General features: G+C 47.3%; 13 protein-coding genes. 11 read left to right on the top strand and 2 right to left on the bottom strand.

Going from position 1 to position 16,729, the window contains the following annotated elements; all coding sequences use genetic code 11:
* The first annotated feature begins 48 nt into the window (after window positions 1-48).
* The 5 genes from IRQ95_RS18090 (at window position 49) to IRQ95_RS18070 (ending at window position 4,524) form a co-directional block, all read left to right on the top strand.
* Window positions 49-684: a response regulator gene (locus IRQ95_RS18090; RefSeq protein WP_075649462.1), complete on the top strand. Its 636-nt coding sequence runs from the start codon at window positions 49-51 to the stop codon at window positions 682-684.
* Window positions 685-1,040: 356 nt separating this feature from the next.
* Window positions 1,041-1,667 (top strand): MarC family protein, encoded by a 627-nt coding sequence (locus IRQ95_RS18085; RefSeq protein ID WP_123781099.1) that lies wholly within the window; start codon window positions 1,041-1,043, stop codon window positions 1,665-1,667.
* Window positions 1,668-1,884: 217 nt separating this feature from the next.
* Window positions 1,885-2,148 carry a DUF4212 domain-containing protein gene (locus IRQ95_RS18080; protein ID WP_075649464.1) on the top strand — a complete coding sequence of 88 codons (264 nt, stop codon included), beginning with the start codon at window positions 1,885-1,887 and terminating at the stop codon, window positions 2,146-2,148.
* Window positions 2,149-2,160: 12 nt separating this feature from the next.
* The gene (locus IRQ95_RS18075) at window positions 2,161-3,888 is read left to right on the top strand and encodes a sodium:solute symporter family protein (RefSeq protein ID WP_075649465.1); all 1,728 of its coding nucleotides are present in this window, start codon (window positions 2,161-2,163) and stop codon (window positions 3,886-3,888) included.
* 150 nt (window positions 3,889-4,038) lie between these two features.
* Entirely contained in the window at window positions 4,039-4,524 is a 486-nt protein-coding gene (locus IRQ95_RS18070; protein ID WP_194438518.1) for a hypothetical protein, read from the top strand.
* A gap of 13 nt (window positions 4,525-4,537) precedes the next feature.
* Here the strand turns inward: IRQ95_RS18070 and IRQ95_RS18065 are convergent, their stop codons facing one another.
* Window positions 4,538-7,969, bottom strand: a complete 3,432-nt coding sequence (locus IRQ95_RS18065) for a hybrid sensor histidine kinase/response regulator (protein ID WP_194438516.1) — start codon at window positions 7,967-7,969, stop codon at window positions 4,538-4,540.
* Window positions 7,970-8,044: 75 nt separating this feature from the next.
* Window positions 8,045-9,232 (bottom strand): 3-phenylpropionate MFS transporter, encoded by a 1,188-nt coding sequence (locus tag IRQ95_RS18060; RefSeq protein WP_194438514.1) that lies wholly within the window; start codon window positions 9,230-9,232, stop codon window positions 8,045-8,047.
* A gap of 188 nt (window positions 9,233-9,420) precedes the next feature.
* On the opposite strand from IRQ95_RS18060, the gene IRQ95_RS18055 reads away from it, so the two are divergent.
* From IRQ95_RS18055 to accC, 6 genes are all read left to right on the top strand, one after another.
* Window positions 9,421-11,247: a DUF294 nucleotidyltransferase-like domain-containing protein gene (locus IRQ95_RS18055; RefSeq protein ID WP_194438512.1), complete on the top strand. Its 1,827-nt coding sequence runs from the start codon at window positions 9,421-9,423 to the stop codon at window positions 11,245-11,247.
* A gap of 11 nt (window positions 11,248-11,258) precedes the next feature.
* Window positions 11,259-11,891: a 3'-5' exonuclease gene (locus IRQ95_RS18050; protein ID WP_194438510.1), complete on the top strand. Its 633-nt coding sequence runs from the start codon at window positions 11,259-11,261 to the stop codon at window positions 11,889-11,891.
* 225 nt (window positions 11,892-12,116) lie between these two features.
* Window positions 12,117-14,069 (top strand): acetate--CoA ligase, encoded by a 1,953-nt coding sequence (gene acs, locus IRQ95_RS18045; RefSeq protein ID WP_194438509.1) that lies wholly within the window; start codon window positions 12,117-12,119, stop codon window positions 14,067-14,069.
* A gap of 306 nt (window positions 14,070-14,375) precedes the next feature.
* Window positions 14,376-14,825, top strand: coding sequence for a type II 3-dehydroquinate dehydratase (gene aroQ / locus IRQ95_RS18040; protein ID WP_194438507.1), 450 nt, complete (start codon window positions 14,376-14,378; stop codon window positions 14,823-14,825).
* A 59-nt stretch (window positions 14,826-14,884) separates the two neighbouring features.
* Window positions 14,885-15,340, top strand: coding sequence for an acetyl-CoA carboxylase biotin carboxyl carrier protein (gene accB, locus IRQ95_RS18035; RefSeq protein WP_194438506.1), 456 nt, complete (start codon window positions 14,885-14,887; stop codon window positions 15,338-15,340).
* A 14-nt stretch (window positions 15,341-15,354) separates the two neighbouring features.
* Window positions 15,355-16,698: an acetyl-CoA carboxylase biotin carboxylase subunit gene (gene accC / locus IRQ95_RS18030; protein ID WP_194438504.1), complete on the top strand. Its 1,344-nt coding sequence runs from the start codon at window positions 15,355-15,357 to the stop codon at window positions 16,696-16,698.
* Window positions 16,699-16,729 lie beyond the last annotated feature (31 nt).

Below are 16,729 nucleotides of genomic sequence, written 5' to 3'. Positions count from 1 at the left end.
AACAACATAATAATTCTATTAACCAAATAACAATAAGTGATTAACGTCATGGATTCGACTTACACGATTATTATTGCTGACGACCACCCGCTATTTCGAAATGCCTTGTTTCAAGCCATTCATATGGCTATCAGTGGCGCGAACTTGCTTGAAGCGGACTCGTTGGAAGCACTGCTAACATTGTTGGCGAAAGAGTCGGATCCGGATCTGTTGTTACTTGATCTAAAAATGCCGGGGGCAAATGGCATGTCAGGCTTAATTCAGCTTCGAGCTGAATACCCTGATCTACCGATTGTCGTCGTTTCCGCCAGTGAAGAACCATCGGTTGTCACTCAAGTGAAAAGCCACGGTGCGTTTGGTTTTATCCCTAAATCGAGCGATATGCGCGAGCTGATCAGTGCGCTCAATCAGGTACTCAATGGCGAACCTTTCTTCCCCGAGGGATCCATTACCAATAACGCAGCGTGTACCGATCTCGCGGAAAAAATTGCCACCCTGACACCGCAGCAATACAAGGTACTGGGCATGCTGTCTGATGGCTTGCTCAACAAACAGATCGCGTACGAACTCAATGTATCTGAAGCGACCATCAAAGCGCATATGACGGCGATTTTCCGTAAGCTCGGAGTAAAAAACCGAACTCAAGCGGTAATTTTATTGCAGCAGCTTGAGTCTGAAGGTTAATTCACTCAACGCTAACTTTCTCTTGCATGACTTTTGCTACACTTAGCTTGTTGGTGTTTTAACACACCTATCCCTCTGTTAATTCCTGAGATAATTCGTATCGTTATAGCTCGCCTTTTTGCCCGATGGCAATTTGAGTGGGTTCTCACGTCACAATAGTCTCACCCATCTAACTAATACCAATCAGGATAAGTAAGTGGTCAGAAAATTGCGCAAGGAAAATCGCTTAGAACTAGGCGCAGATTGCCGATAACTAGTTATTCTAATTACAAAATCTGCAACAACGTTATCAGCGATTTTAATCAGCAAGAATGATCAAAGACTTATGCTGATTGGTATAACTCTGGGAGATCACTTTGCTTAGTATTGTGCTTACTCAATTCGTCGTCTTGTGGGCAGTCATCGATCCGGTCGGAACCGTGCCTGTTTACTTATCACAAACTCAACATTTGTCTGTTAAACAGCGCCGCCTCGTGGCACTCAAGGCTGTCGCCATCGCAACCGGTTTGTTGCTGTTTTTCTTAATTGCCGGTCAATTGTTACTGGAAGCGATGCAAATTCCGTTGCCTGCTTTTCAAGCAGCGGGTGGGTTAGTGTTACTCCTGTTTGCACTCACCATGATCTTTGGGGAGAGTAAGCCCGATCAAGAAAAAAAATTGACCCAAGAATTAAGCCACTCTGAATTAGCTGATCTCGCCGTCTACCCTCTCGCAATGCCTTCGATTGCCTCTCCGGGTGCCATGATGGCAATTGTGATGCTGACCGATAACCACCGCTACTCACTTATCGACCAAGCAATCACCGCCGGTGTCATGCTCTCCGTATTGATCATTACACTGTTATTTCTGTTAATGGCTAGCCATATCCACAAGCTGATCGGTAGCGTAGGCGCGGCGATCATTAGCCGTGTCATGGGGCTGATTTTGGCAGCTGTTGCACTGAATAATCTATTAATGGGGATTCGCGACTTCTATTTTGTGTGATCGATCCACCATTACTGGTGCTACAGCATTAGACCTTTGGCTTAGTTAACACAAAATTAACATTCATAAAATGCCAGTAAATATTTTAAGCTCATGTTTTAAAACAATTTAATCAAAAAACATTGCCGACTAAAGTTGAAAAGAGATCTTGTTACGACGCTGCTATTGTAAATCGTGAAACAAATTCTTAACAACAAACATGCGTAAGGAGACGGCAATGGCGTTTGAAAGTCAGGAACGAGCCAAAGCCTATTGGGAAAAGAACGTAAGACTAATGATCGGTTTAATGGTTGTTTGGTTCTTCGTATCTTTTGGCTGTGGCATCTTATTTGTTGATGTGCTTAACCAATTCCAGATTGGTGGCTACAAACTTGGCTTCTGGTTTGCTCAACAAGGCTCCATCTATACCTTCCTAGGGATCATTTTCTACTATGCGTGGAAGATGCGTCAGATCGACCGCGAATTTAATGTAGATGAGTAAGGAGTAGCTCAGATGGATTTGAAAACTATCACTTACCTAGTTGTAGGGGCGACATTTATCCTCTACATAGGTATTGCAATCTGGGCTCGTGCTGGCTCAACGAAAGAATTCTACGTTGCTGGCGGCGGTGTAAACCCAATTGCAAACGGCATGGCGACAGCCGCTGACTGGATGTCAGCAGCATCGTTCATTTCAATGGCGGGTCTAATTGCGTTTATGGGCTACGGTGGTTCCGTATTCCTAATGGGTTGGACTGGTGGTTACGTACTACTTGCTCTACTACTGGCCCCTTACCTACGTAAGTTTGGTAAGTTTACCGTGCCAGAATTCGTGGGCGAACGCTTCTACTCAAACACTGCACGTATCGTTGCGGTTGTGTGTCTTATCATCGCCTCGGTAACTTACGTTATCGGTCAGATGAAAGGTGTGGGTGTAGCATTTGGTCGTTTCCTAGAAGTTGATTACTCAACAGGTCTACTGATCGGTATGTGTATCGTATTTATGTACGCGGTAATGGGCGGCATGAAAGGTATTACGTACACGCAGATTGCTCAATATTGCGTACTCATTCTTGCTTACACTATCCCTGCAATCTTTATCTCTCTGCAGCTAACTGGTCACCCTCTGCCACAAATCGGGCTTGGGAGTACCATTTCCGGCACCGATGTCTATCTACTCGACCGGCTCGATCAGGTGGTGACAGAACTTGGCTTTAGTGAATACACCACACAAGTTCGTGGCGATACACTCAACATGTTCGTCTACACCATGTCACTAATGATTGGTACCGCAGGTCTACCGCACGTAATCATCCGTTTCTTCACTGTACCTAAAGTACGTGATGCACGAACGTCAGCAGGTTACGCGCTACTATTCATCGCAATCCTATACACAACAGCTCCTGCTGTATCTGCGATGGCTCGTCTAAACCTAATGGATACTGTGAATCCTGCTCCTGGTCAGCACCTTGCTTATGATGAGCGTCCTGACTGGTTCAAGAACTGGGAAAAAACAGGTCTACTAGGCTTCGATGACAAAAACAATGATGGTCTGATTGAGTACACCTCAAACCCAGCCACCAATGAGTTGAAAGTTGACCGTGACATCATGGTACTGGCTAACCCTGAGATTGCGAAACTGCCTAACTGGGTAATCGCACTTGTCGCAGCGGGTGGTCTGGCAGCGGCACTGTCTACCGCAGCGGGTCTACTGTTGGCTATCTCCTCGGCGATATCCCATGACTTAATTAAAGGCGTTATCAACCCAAATATTTCTGAGAAGAAAGAGCTACTCGCTAGCCGGATATCGATGGCGGTGGCCATTGCGGTGGCAGGCTACTTAGGTCTCAATCCACCAGGCTTTGCCGCCGGTACGGTAGCCCTCGCCTTCGGTCTTGCCGGATCCTCCATCTTCCCTGCATTGATGATGGGTATCTTTAGCAAGAGCATCAACAAAGAAGGTGCGATTGCCGGTATGATCGCAGGTATCAGTGTGACGCTATTCTACGTATTCCAACACAAAGGCATCCTATTTGTTGCCGATTGGACTTACCTAGAAAGCTGGGGTAGCAACTGGTTCTTCGGCATCGAACCAAATGCATTCGGTGCGATTGGTGCGCTATTCAACTTCATCGTGGCATTCGCTGTATCGAAAGTAACCGCGGAAACACCACAAGAAGTGAAAGATCTGGTTGAGCACGTACGTGTACCAGCTGGTGCAGGTGACGCAGTCGACCACTAAAATCTAACCTAAAGCACAAAAGCCCCTACGGGGGCTTTTTTATTCCTCTTAGTCTGTTTAAATAAAGTTCTATACCCAATAACTTAACTCAGTAAGCTTATGAGTTATTAGGTATAAAATTTTAGCCCGTCGTAGTAGCAAGGAAGCCCTATGTTTAAAAACAAACACATCATCATCGCCCTGTTGGTCGCGCCAATTCTTTCTATTATCGCTTACTTTGGTACCGACTTAGCTCTGAGTGAGAAGCCTCACGCGGCTAAAGAGGGGCAAAGCTACAAGCTGCTGAGCAAATCAAACTGCCGCTACACCAGTGGTATCTGTGATATGGAAAATGGCGAATTTAAAATCAAGTTCCGTTCAGAGAGTCTGACCGCCGAAGGATTAGAGCTATCGCTAACATCCGCTTTTCCGCTAGAAGGCATCAAGCTATCTCTGGTTGACGATGCTGATCAGCAAGCTAAACCTCTCGATATGCAGCCTGCAAGTGAGGACAGTAAAAACTGGTTTATCAAACTACCTGCACCGGCATCAGAACAAAGTTGGTTACGTGTTGCGGCGCAAGCAGACGGCGTGCTGTATTACGGTGACACTCAAACAGCGTTTGTAAAATACGAAACGCTGCTAAGTGAACAATAACAAGATATCCATCCTAGGCGATACGGTTGAGTATCGCCCTGAGTTTGAGTGGCTTGACTGGTTTAGGGATAAAGCTAAAGCTGTTCGACTCGATGCCTGCCAACATATCAGGGGTGCGATCAGCACTGATGATCACCCCGATAAAGCTATCCCCAAGACGTAAACGACATTGTTGCAATACCTCAAGCCCGGTACGGCCATTATCAAGACGGTAATCGGAGAGAATCACATCCGGCTGCCAAGTATCGTCAATCGCTTGCATGCTCTCGACAATATCGACAGCACAACGCACATCGCATCCCCAGCGAGCCAGTAATTTTTCCATCCCTACCAAAATATTACTTTCGTTGTCGACGCACAGCACCTTGATATGACTGAGATCCGATGCGGCTTGAACAGAAGAAACTACCGCTTGCGGCGCAACAAAAGCAGCGCGTCTTAAGCGAATCGAAAAAACGCTACCACTGCCCGGCCAAGAACGCATCGCAATCTGATGACCAAGCACATTGGCAATCCCTTTGGAGATCGCAAGACCTAACCCCAACCCTTGGTCCGAGCGAACCTGATTGCCTCGGTTAAACTCTTCAAAGATCTCTTGCTGTTTATCTTCGTTGATCCCTTCACCGTTATCCCAAACTTCAATACGAACATCATCGCCATCACGGCGGACTCCTAACACCACCTTTCCACGTGGACTGTAGCGGAACGCGTTAGTCAGAAAGTTCTGAACCACACGGCGCAGTAATTTGGGATCAGATTCCACCAGCAACTGACTCGGCACCATACTAAACTCAATACCCTGCTGCTTAGCCAAGGCACTGAACTCAGCATTAAGATTGGAGAGCACATCGTTAATCGCGAAACCGTGCACATTAACGTCTAACTTGCCGGACTCGAGGCGAGAAATATCCAAAAGATCGCCAATCAAGTCTTCGGCAGCGCCAAGAGCACTTTCAATGTGATTGGCCAATTGCTTGGTTTCACTCTCCTTCGCCACTTCAGAAAGAGATGAAGCAAACAAGCGCGCGGCATTAAGCGGCTGCATTAAGTCATGACTGACCGCGGCTAAAAAGCGGGATTTCGAACGCGACTCATGCTCAGAGCGCTGAGTCGCCGTGACCAGTTGCTTGTTGAGACGTTCTAACTCTTGCGTACGTGCCTGCACACGCTCTTCAAGCGTTTCATTGGCCTCTTTCAAGGCTTGCTCAGCATCGCGGAAGACGGTGATATCGGTAAAACTCATTACAAACCCACCACCAGGCATCGGGTTTCCTTGCACCTCAATCACACGCCCATCGGGCCGAATCCGCGAAGAAGTATGGCGTGTACCTTGCTCCAAGTGATATATCCGGCGCCGCACATGATCCTCTGGGTCACCAAGACCACACAAACCTTGCTCGGCATTATGACGAATCACGTCAGCAATCGGGCGACCGACTTGAATCAACCCAGGGGGAAATTCGAACAACTCTAGATAGCGCTGGTTCCATGCCACCAACCTTAACTGCTTGTCGACAACCGCAATCCCTTGGCCAATATGTTCAATCGCACCTTGCAGTAAACCACGACTAAAGTCATACAGTTCAGAGGCTTCGTCGACAATGGTCGCCACCTCTTCCAACTGCATGTTTCTGCCTTGCAAAGCAGAAGTAAGCACTAACTTAGCGGAAGAGGCACCAAACACCCCAGCTAAGACACGCTCGGTATGGCGGATCAAACTTGAAGGTGCTTGCTGATTGGGCATTAACGTTTGTCGTTGCTGCCCCCAATATTGTTGAAAGGCGCTGCGTACTCGATGTCGACCGACAAACCGTGAAGCGAGCATCTCTAGTTCAGCCACCGTCACTCGGCTTTGGTAGAGGCTCATGTTCTCACTTTCCGGCAACGGCGTACCAATAAACGAAGCCGATTGCAGTCGCTCACTCAAACTGGCGCGTGTCAGGATAGAAATCAATATATAGCATAAGGTGTTGGCACTTAAGCTCAGCACTATCCCCCATTCTGAAGCTTGTAAGCCCACCTCACGCAAGATGGTCGGTGGATCGATTAACCAAAGCAGTACATTGTTATGGCTATCACCGGCCAATAAGCCTGTCGCATTCATTAGCGTGATTAGCCACACCGTGAAGCCAAATAGCAGCCCGACGTAAACACCCTTACGATTACCTTGGCGCCAATACATACCGCCAATCAATGCTGGCGCAAACTGACCTATCGCCGCAAACGAGAGAAAGCCTATCGCCGACAGCGAAGGGATGTTACCCAGTACCTGATAAAAACCCCACGCCCCCAAGAGCAACAACAAAATCAAACCGCGTCGGATCACCAATAGCAGTCCTGAGAACTGGCGATGACCCCGATTGCTCAAACGCATCCGACGCAGCAGCAATGGCATCACTAAGTCGTTAGACACCATGATAGCTAGCGCAATGGTTGAAACGATAACCATACCACTAGCAGCCGATGTGCCGCCTAAAAACGCCAACAACGCCATATCGGTCGCGCCGACAGACATTGGCAAACTGATCACGTAAGTGTCAGCACTCACGCCAGCAAGTAGCCCTTGCCCAACCCATGCAATCGGCAAGACAAACAAACCCATTAAGATCAGATAGAGTGGAAATAACCAGCGCGCGGTGTGCAAATCTTGTGGGCGTTCATTCTCCACCACCATGGTATGGAACTGGCGCGGTAAGCAGAGAATGGCTAACATGGTCAACACCGTATGGATAATCAATGTTGGCCAATTGGGTGCCTGATAGGTTTGCGCCGCCAAATCCATTAAGACAATGTCACTGCGGTTTAAGGCGAGGAAGAGAATGAAACAGCCGACGGTCATAAATGCCACCAGCTTTACAATCGACTCAAACGCTATCGCCATCATCATGCCACGATGATGTTCGGTATTATCGATATGGCGAGTACCAAACAGCATGGTAAATATAGCCAGCGCCAAGACCACAAACCACGAAGCATCAACGCCAGCAAGTAGCCCTTGTTCTTTCAAGGTTGGCGCAACAACTTCAAGCCCCATGGTAATACCACGCAGCTGCAGAGCGATATAAGGCAAGATACCGACTACCGCGATTAAGGTGATCACAACCGCCAGCCCTTGTGACTTACCATATCGAGCCGCGATAAAGTCCGCTATCGACGTAATGTGCTCACGCTTAGCAATAATGATCAGTCTAGCGAGGATTCGCCAACCTAAGGTGAAAACGATAATGGGGGCAATATAGATAGGAAGGAAGGACCACGGGTTACTGCTCGCTTGCCCTACCGTGCCGTAAAATGTCCAAGAAGTACAATATACTGCAATGGATAAACTATATATCCAAGGGCGCCACTTAGCGAGCCAACTGCGTTTTTGATCGCCATACCACGCGATCCAAAACAGCAGACCGAGATACAATATTGATACGGGAATCACTAGCCATCCTTGCATGCGATATCCTTAAATTACACTCTGTTAGATAAGGCTATTAAACTAACAGAGTGTATAAATATCAATCAGATGAGGTTAATTCTGTGCTTCAAGCTCCGCTTTATTTAACTCATCGTGACGCTGACGCGTTTTCGGCTCTGCACGAATGAACAGTGCCAGTACTCCCATCGCCGCCATTGCCCAAAAGACATTCGCGCCCCAGTTTTCATATCCCCAGCCACTTAACGCGGTCATCAAAGCAATAAACGCCCCGAGAGGAATTGCATTGTAAAGCGCTTGTAGCGCTACCATACGATTTGGCGCCGATGCTTGGATGTATTGAATGGCTGCAATATGAGCGACCGCAAACGTCACACCATGCAATAGCTGGATAGCGACAAGCGCCAGCAGTGCCGTGGTCGATGCCGTTAGGCCCCAGCGTACAATAACTCCGACGGATGCAACTAAAAACAAAGCGCGTAAACTCCACCCAACAAACAGACGTTTACTTAAGGCAAAGATGGCAATCTCAGCCAGCACACCTAGACTCCATAAGTAACCAATCGTTGCTTCCGAGTAGCCTGCTTCTTTCCAATAAATGGTACTGAAACTGTAGTAAGCGGCATGACTACCTTGAATTAGAGCCACCAGAGCCAAAAAGCGAATCACGCTATTTTCACGCAGCAGCGCGAGCACTTTCGGACGCTCCATCTGCGCTTCACTCTCCGTCACTGGCATAGGATTAATCGCACGCATCGAGAACAGTAATGCAGCTAACATCCCCACCATTGCGGTGTAAAGGATCATATCCGTGCCGTATAGAGAAACGAGATAACCCACCACAGTTGAACCTGCGATAAAGGCAATCGATCCCCATAGACGAGTACGACCATAATCGAGCATTTTTAAGCGAGCATAATGGTTCGCCATTGCATCCGAGATCGGCACGATAGGACCACAGCAAAGGTTAAATAACACCGTCGCTACTGCCATGAGCCAGAAGCTCCCACCAGTAAAGAAGTGGAAACCAACAAATAGTAAGCCTGCCAAACTGAATGCACGCAAAGCCGGCATGAGATGCTCAACTTTGTGAATACGCGGTGTGATGACTAAGTTGGCAACACAACGCGTTGCAAAACCAATACCAACCAAAAGACCAATATCAGCTGGTGATACACCTTGGTTTTCAAACCAAAGTGACCAAAATGGGAGATAGACACCATAGGCGAAAAAGAAACCGACTAGGTATTGAGAAATCCAGCCGTAAGGCGAAGGGGTAAACATGGTGACCTCTAATTCAAAACATTAAGCTGACGATATTATCCACGCAACTGGAATGGATAAAAAGGGAACATTCAAAAACACGTATTTCCTCTTTGCAAAGATGGACTTTGCTTCGACCAAAGTCGTCTGGCGAAAACAGCGTGATTTGTCACACTAGACGGTAGTTCGATTGTCTTTGTAGGTGCTCTATGCCAGATAAATTCAACATGCAATCTCCCCCATTTGACCGACTCGATGAAGCCCAGCAACAAACCTTGAGAGCTTCACTGGATGTCGCCTATTTTCGTGGGCGAGATACTATCCTCAAAAGTGGGACGACCAGTCGACACCTGCACATTTTGATCAAAGGCGTGGTTGAAGAGCAATCCAGTGATGGAAAAGAGATCTTTGCCCACTACGCGAATGATGATCTATTCGATGTACGCGCTTTATTTGAGGGAGAAGCGCGCCACAACTACATTGCGCTTGAAGATACGCTCTCCTATTTGCTGCCCAAAGAAGTATTTCTCGACTTGTATGAACAGAACGGTCAATTTGCGGCGTACTTCGACAATAACTTATCAAAACGCCAAGCTTTAATTGAAGCGGCTCAACAGCAGCAAAACCTCGCCGAATTCATTCTGACTAAAGTCGACAGCGAGATCTATCACCCACCGCGCATTCTAAAATATGACCAACCATTGGATGAGGTCACGCAGTTCCTGAAATCGAATTCGGTCGATTCTGCATTAATTGAATTGGCAGACGATGATCAACGCCGGCAAGCGCACCCTAACGAACTACCTTACGGCATTATTACCCGCACCAATATGCTGCATGCGGTCATGCTAGACCGTTTACCACTTGATACCCCCGTGGGGGAAGTGGCCACTTTTCCCGTGATGCATGTTGATGAAGGGGATTTTCTATTCAATGCGATGATTTCCATGACGCGAAATCGCATGAAGCGTCTCATGGTGTGTGACGGCAATCAACCCGTCGGTATGTTGGATATGACGCAAATCCTCAGTGCCTTCTCGACTCACTCACATGTGCTCACCCTGAGTATTGCACGCGCCACCAGCGTTGATGAACTGGCTATTGCCTCCAACAAGCAGCGCCAACTGGTGGATAGCTTACTTAGCAACGGCATTCGTACTCGTTTCATCATGGAGCTCATTTCTGCGGTCAATGAACAGATCATCGAAAAAGCATTCGAGCTAATTGTCCCTCCAGCCCTCCACGATCACTGTTGCTTGATTGTTTTAGGCTCAGAAGGACGTGGCGAGCAAATCCTAAAAACCGATCAAGACAACGCCTTGCTCCTCAAAGATGGTTTGGAATGGTCGCAATGTGGCAATGTCATGAATGAGCTGACTCATACACTGCAGCAGTTAGGTTACCCGCTCTGTCCTGGCAATGTCATGGTCAACAATCCAGAATGGGTTAAGTCGCAATCTGATTGGCAGAAGACCCTAAAACAGTGGTCGAAAGCCACCAATGCCGAACAAGTGATGAAACTCGCTATCATGGCTGATGCCCACGCGGTTGCGGGCAATGAAGATTTACTTCAGCCAGTAAGTGAGCACTTACATAAAATTATGTTCAATAACATGCTCACCCTACAGGGTTTTTCTCGACCAGCACTACAATTCTCCTTGCCTCTGACATTATTTGGCAACGTGAAGAATGATAAGCAAGGGCTCGATCTAAAAAGCGGTGGTATCTTCCCCGTGGTACACGGCATCCGTACGTTAGCGCTTGAATATGGCATCAATGAAAACAACACCTTTGAGCGTATTGAAGCACTGCGTCATAAGAAAATACTCGAACCCGAGACAGCCGATAACCTCAATGAAGCATTAAAACTGTTCTTTAAGCTTCGCCTTGCACAGCAACTATCAAACCAGCATAGCCATAACCGAATTGACCTCAAACTGCTCGACAGAAGCGAACGAGATCTGCTGCGCCACAGTCTGCATGTGGTGAAAAAATTTAAGCAATTCTTAGGCTATCATTATCAAATAAGAGATTAGTGAGGACGAGTATGAACTGGCTTCAAAGACGTTACTGGTACTACAAACTCAAAGGATCTCCTTTTCAGCACTACTTTGGGGCTGTCGCTAAAGGCGAGTACGTCTCGCTCGATTGTGAGACCACCAGCTTAGACCCTAATCGGGCTGAGTTAGTGACCATCGCCGCGACTAAGATCATTGATAATCGCATTATTACCAGCCAGCCTTTTGAGGTGCGCTTGCGCGCGCCCCAATCTCTCGATTCCGGCTCAGTAAAGATCCACAAGATTCGTCATAAAGACCTCGAAGATGGCATCGACGAGAAACAAGCACTGCTCAAGCTGCTTGAGTTCATTGGCAATCGACCTTTAGTCGGCTACCACATTCGCTATGATAAGAAGATCCTCGATTTAGCCTGCAAGAAGCAACTTGGCTTTCCACTGCCAAATCCATTGATTGAGGTGAGCCAGATCTACCATGACAAATTAGAACAGCATTTACCCAATGCTTACTTCGACTTAAGTTTAGATGCGATCTGCAAGCACTTAGACCTGCCCCTGCAAGATAAACATGACGCACTGCAAGATGCCATCTCTGCGGCGCTGGTCTTTGTACGGTTGACCAAAGGCGACCTACCCAACCTAAGCATTCCTTATCAGCGCTAATTATTTGAATTCATTAAATGGGCGCTGAAATGCGCTCTCAATCACTCTCCCTATTTCGCATTAATCCTAAAGTCTAATTGAGAAAATAGGCGCTGTGATTGAAAGTTATAGCATTGCTAGGTTCAAGCTAATCGGCTTAGAGCTTGAAGATTAAAGATGTGATTTTAAACGCTCACCCTACAATTTCGCGTTTAAATTATCGCTCAATTCACAAGGAGAGAAGCAATGAGTGAAGTCCACGTTTATCCGGTAAAAGAGAATATTAAAGCGACAACGCATGCGGATAATGACACCTACCTTGCCATGTATCAGCAGTCAGTGTCTGATCCAGAGGGATTCTGGAGTGAACACGGGAAAATCGTCGATTGGATCAAGCCTTTCACTAAAGTGAAAAGCACCTCATTCGATACTGGTCATGTTGATATCCGTTGGTTTGAAGATGGCACACTTAACGTTTCTGCTAACTGTATTGACCGTCATCTTGCTGAGCGCGGTGATGAAGTGGCAATTATCTGGGAAGGCGATGACCCTGCCGATGACAAAACACTGACCTTCAAAGAATTACACAAAGAAGTGTGTAAGTTTTCAAACGCGCTAAAAGAGCAAGGCGTGCATAAAGGCGATGTGGTTTGTCTTTACATGCCAATGGTACCAGAAGCCGCTATCGCAATGCTGGCTTGTACGCGTATTGGTGCCGTTCATACCGTGGTATTCGGTGGTTTTTCACCAGAAGCTCTTTCTGGTCGTATTATCGACTCAGACTCTAAAATCGTTGTTACCGCAGATGAAGGTGTTCGCGGCGGTCGTGCCGTACCACTGAAAAAGAACGTAGATGAAGCATTGACTAACCCTGACGTTAAAACCATTGAGAAAGTAATGGTATTTAAACGCACGGGCGGTGATATCGACTGGCATGAACACCGTGATGTTTGGTGGCACGAAGCAACGGCAAATGTATCGGACGTTTGCCCACCAGAAGAAATGAAAGCCGAAGACCCGCTATTTATTCTTTACACTTCAGGTTCAACAGGTAAACCAAAAGGCGTACTGCACACCACTGGTGGCTACCTGGTTTATGCCACCATGACATTCAAGTACGTGTTTGACTACCAAGCTGGTGAAACCTTCTGGTGTACTGCCGATGTAGGTTGGATCACCGGTCATACTTACCTAATCTATGGTCCACTCGCCAATGGCGCGAAGACAATCCTATTTGAAGGCGTACCAAACTACCCTAGCACTGCGCGTATGAGTGAAGTGGTCGATAAGCATCAAGTGAACATTCTTTACACCGCACCAACGGCTATCCGCGCGCTAATGGCGAAAGGTAACGAAGCGGTTGAAGGCACTTCTCGCTCAAGCCTACGCGTTATGGGTTCAGTTGGTGAGCCAATCAACCCTGAAGCGTGGGAGTGGTACTATAAAACCATCGGTAATGAAAAATCACCAATTGTTGATACTTGGTGGCAAACTGAGACAGGCGGCATCTTAATTGCTCCACTACCAGGTGCTACTGATCTTAAGCCGGGTTCGGCAACACGTCCATTCTTCGGCGTACAACCGGCACTTGTCGACAACATGGGTAACATCATTGAAGAGACAGCAGCTGAAGGTAACCTAGTGATCCTAGATTCATGGCCAGGTCAGATGCGTACTGTCTACGGAGACCATGAACGCTTTGAGCAAACGTACTTCTCAACCTTTAAAGGCATGTACTTTACCAGTGATGGCGCGAGACGTGATGAAGATGGTTACTACTGGATCACCGGCCGTGTTGATGACGTACTGAACGTATCGGGTCACCGTATGGGTACCGCTGAAATTGAGTCCGCACTGGTTGCACACGACAAGATTGCGGAAGCGGCAATTGTTGGTATCCCTCACGATATTAAAGGTCAAGCTATCTACGCTTATGTAACGCTTAATGATGGTGAATTCCCATCAGCAGAGCTACACAAAGAAGTCAAAGATTGGGTGCGTAAGGAAATCGGTCCAATCGCAACACCAGACGTGCTGCACTGGACGGACTCTCTACCGAAAACCCGTTCAGGTAAGATCATGCGCCGCATCCTACGCAAGATTGCCACCGGCGACACCAGTAACTTGGGTGACACTTCAACACTAGCGGATCCAAGCGTGGTAGAAAAACTGATCGCGGAAAAAGCCGAATTGGCTTAATTCCCGCTCTTAATCTGCAAAGGAACCTGCAAAGGCCGTCACTGAGTGGCGGCCTTTTTTGTGCTCAGATCTGATTATTTGTCACCTATCTGACTCTTCTACACGACTTTTCTGTTATCTCTGTTACAGAAAACAAAAGCAATTGTGGGTGATTAGACCAGTAAATTGCTGCTAATTGCGCTGAATTAGCTATAATCGTGGACGATTTTTTAAAAATCGCTCGATTTGCACTGAAAAATCGCGTTGATTTATCGTATATTAGGAAACCGACTCGTTTCACTCACGATAAAGGAAGATAGCCACATAATGTCAGCAAAATCACGAATTCTACTTCTGAACGGACCGAACCTTAATTTGTTAGGGCTTCGCGAGCCTGCACATTATGGGTCGCAAACTCTCGACCAAATCGTCACGACTCTGGTGCAACAAGCGGCAGATGCAGACATTGAACTCGAGCATCTTCAATCCAATCGCGAATATGAGCTTATTGAGGCGATTCACGCTGCATACAACCAAGTGGATTTTATCATTATTAATCCCGCGGCATTTACTCACACCAGCGTAGCGCTGCGTGATGCCTTACTTGGCGTAGCAATCCCATTTATAGAAGTACATTTGTCCAATGTGCACGCACGAGAACCATTTCGTCACCACTCTTACTTGTCTGATAAAGCACAAGGCGTGATATGTGGTTTAGGTGCACAAGGCTACGAATTTGCATTGTCTGCCGCGATCAAGCACCTGCAGGCAAAGTAACCTAACACTCTGCAACCCTAACGGGTTGTCTTACTCACAAGATAAAAGAGAAAGCAAACATGGATATCCGTAAAATTAAGAAGCTGATTGAATTAGTAGAAGAGTCTGGCATCGCTGAGCTAGAGATTTCTGAAGGTGAAGAGTCAGTACGAATCAGTCGTCACGGCGCAGCTCCTTTACAAGCAGCACCAATTCAATACGCGGCAGCACCGGCTCCAGTAGCAGCACCGGCAGCAGCGCCAGTGGCAGCAGCAGAAGAAGCGGCTCCAGCAGCACCTGCGGGTCACCAAGTTCTTTCTCCAATGGTTGGTACTTTCTACCGCTCACCAAGTCCAGACGCGAAGTCATTCGTAGAAGTGGGTCAAAGCGTAAAAGCGGGTGACACACTTTGTATCGTTGAAGCGATGAAAATGATGAACCAAATCGAAGCAGATAAATCTGGTGTAGTAACTGCAATCCTAGTAGAAGATGGTCAACCAGTAGAATTCGACCAGCCGCTAGTAGTAATCGAATAATCGAGGCTAAAGCTATGCTAGATAAATTAGTCATCGCGAACCGAGGTGAAATTGCTCTTCGTATTCTTCGCGCATGTAAAGAGCTCGGCATTAAAACCGTAGCAGTACACTCTACTGCTGACCGTGACCTTAAGCACGTATTGCTAGCAGATGAATCTATCTGTATCGGTCCTGCGCGCGGCATTGATAGCTACCTAAACATTCCACGCATCATTTCAGCAGCTGAAGTGACTGGCGCAGTAGCGATTCACCCAGGTTACGGCTTCTTGTCTGAGAACGCAGACTTTGCTGAGCAAGTTGAACGCAGTGGCTTTATCTTTGTTGGACCTAAAGCGGACACTATCCGCATGATGGGTGACAAGGTTTCAGCGATCAACGCCATGAAAAAAGCGGGCGTGCCATGTGTCCCTGGTTCTGACGGTCCACTAGACAACGATGAAGTAAAAAACAAAGCACACGCAAAACGCATTGGTTACCCAGTAATCATTAAAGCGTCTGGCGGCGGCGGCGGTCGTGGTATGCGTGTTGTGCGTAGCGAAGCTGAGTTAACTCAAGCTATCGCGATGACTCGCGCGGAAGCAAAAGCAGCATTTAACAACGACATGGTTTACATGGAAAAATTCCTAGAAAACCCTCGTCACGTTGAAGTTCAAGTGATTGCTGACGGCCAAGGTGGCGCGATCCACCTAGGTGAACGTGACTGTTCAATGCAGCGTCGTCACCAAAAAGTGGTTGAAGAAGCTCCAGCGCCGGGCATCACAGAAGAAATGCGTAAATACATCGGTGAGCGTTGTACTCGCGCTTGTCTTGAAATCGGCTACCGCGGTGCGGGTACGTTCGAATTCCTATACGAAAACGGCGAGTTCTACTTCATCGAAATGAACACCCGTATTCAGGTTGAGCATCCTGTAACTGAAATGGTCACTGGCGTTGACTTGATCAAAGAACAGCTGCGTGTAGCAGCTGGCCAGCCACTGTCATTCACTCAAGATGACATTAAGATCCGTGGCCATGCGATCGAATGCCGTATCAACGCAGAAGATCCGGAGCGTTTCCTACCATCACCAGGTAAGATTGAACGCTTCCATTCGCCAGGCGGCATGGGTGTACGCTGGGAATCTCACATCTATGCAGGTTACACAGTGCCACCGCACTACGATTCGATGATCGGTAAGCTGATCACTTACGGTGAGAACCGCGATGTTGCTATCGCGCGCATGAAAAATGCATTGAGTGAAATGATTGTCGAAGGCATTAAAACCAACGTGCCATTGCAAATGGCAATTATGAATGACGAGAACTTCCAACACGGTGGTGCAAACATCCACTACCTAGAGAAGAAGCTTGGTCTGCAATAATCGCCTCGCTTAATCGCGTTAAATGCCCACA

The sequence above is a fragment of the Vibrio fluminensis genome, from assembly GCF_015278125.1.
GTDB lineage: Bacteria > Pseudomonadota > Gammaproteobacteria > Enterobacterales > Vibrionaceae > Vibrio > Vibrio fluminensis.
This window is presented reverse-complemented; position numbering and strand designations above follow the sequence as displayed.

Bases quoted from the DNA above. Each gene is read 5' to 3' on its own strand.
- IRQ95_RS18080 (WP_075649464.1), top strand. From the start codon at position 1,885: ATGGCGTTTGAAAGTCAGGAACGAGCCAAAGCCTATTGGGAAAAGAAC.
- acs (WP_194438509.1), top strand. From the start codon at position 12,117: ATGAGTGAAGTCCACGTTTATCCGGTAAAAGAGAATATTAAAGCGACA.
- accB (WP_194438506.1), top strand. From the start codon at position 14,885: ATGGATATCCGTAAAATTAAGAAGCTGATTGAATTAGTAGAAGAGTCT.
- IRQ95_RS18050 (WP_194438510.1), top strand. From the start codon at position 11,259: ATGAACTGGCTTCAAAGACGTTACTGGTACTACAAACTCAAAGGATCT.
- IRQ95_RS18065 (WP_194438516.1), bottom strand. From the start codon at position 7,969: ATGCAAGGATGGCTAGTGATTCCCGTATCAATATTGTATCTCGGTCTG.
- IRQ95_RS18070 (WP_194438518.1), top strand. From the start codon at position 4,039: ATGTTTAAAAACAAACACATCATCATCGCCCTGTTGGTCGCGCCAATT.
- accC (WP_194438504.1), top strand. From the start codon at position 15,355: ATGCTAGATAAATTAGTCATCGCGAACCGAGGTGAAATTGCTCTTCGT.
- IRQ95_RS18075 (WP_075649465.1), top strand. From the start codon at position 2,161: ATGGATTTGAAAACTATCACTTACCTAGTTGTAGGGGCGACATTTATC.
- aroQ (WP_194438507.1), top strand. From the start codon at position 14,376: ATGTCAGCAAAATCACGAATTCTACTTCTGAACGGACCGAACCTTAAT.
- IRQ95_RS18090 (WP_075649462.1), top strand. From the start codon at position 49: ATGGATTCGACTTACACGATTATTATTGCTGACGACCACCCGCTATTT.
- IRQ95_RS18060 (WP_194438514.1), bottom strand. From the start codon at position 9,232: ATGTTTACCCCTTCGCCTTACGGCTGGATTTCTCAATACCTAGTCGGT.
- IRQ95_RS18055 (WP_194438512.1), top strand. From the start codon at position 9,421: ATGCCAGATAAATTCAACATGCAATCTCCCCCATTTGACCGACTCGAT.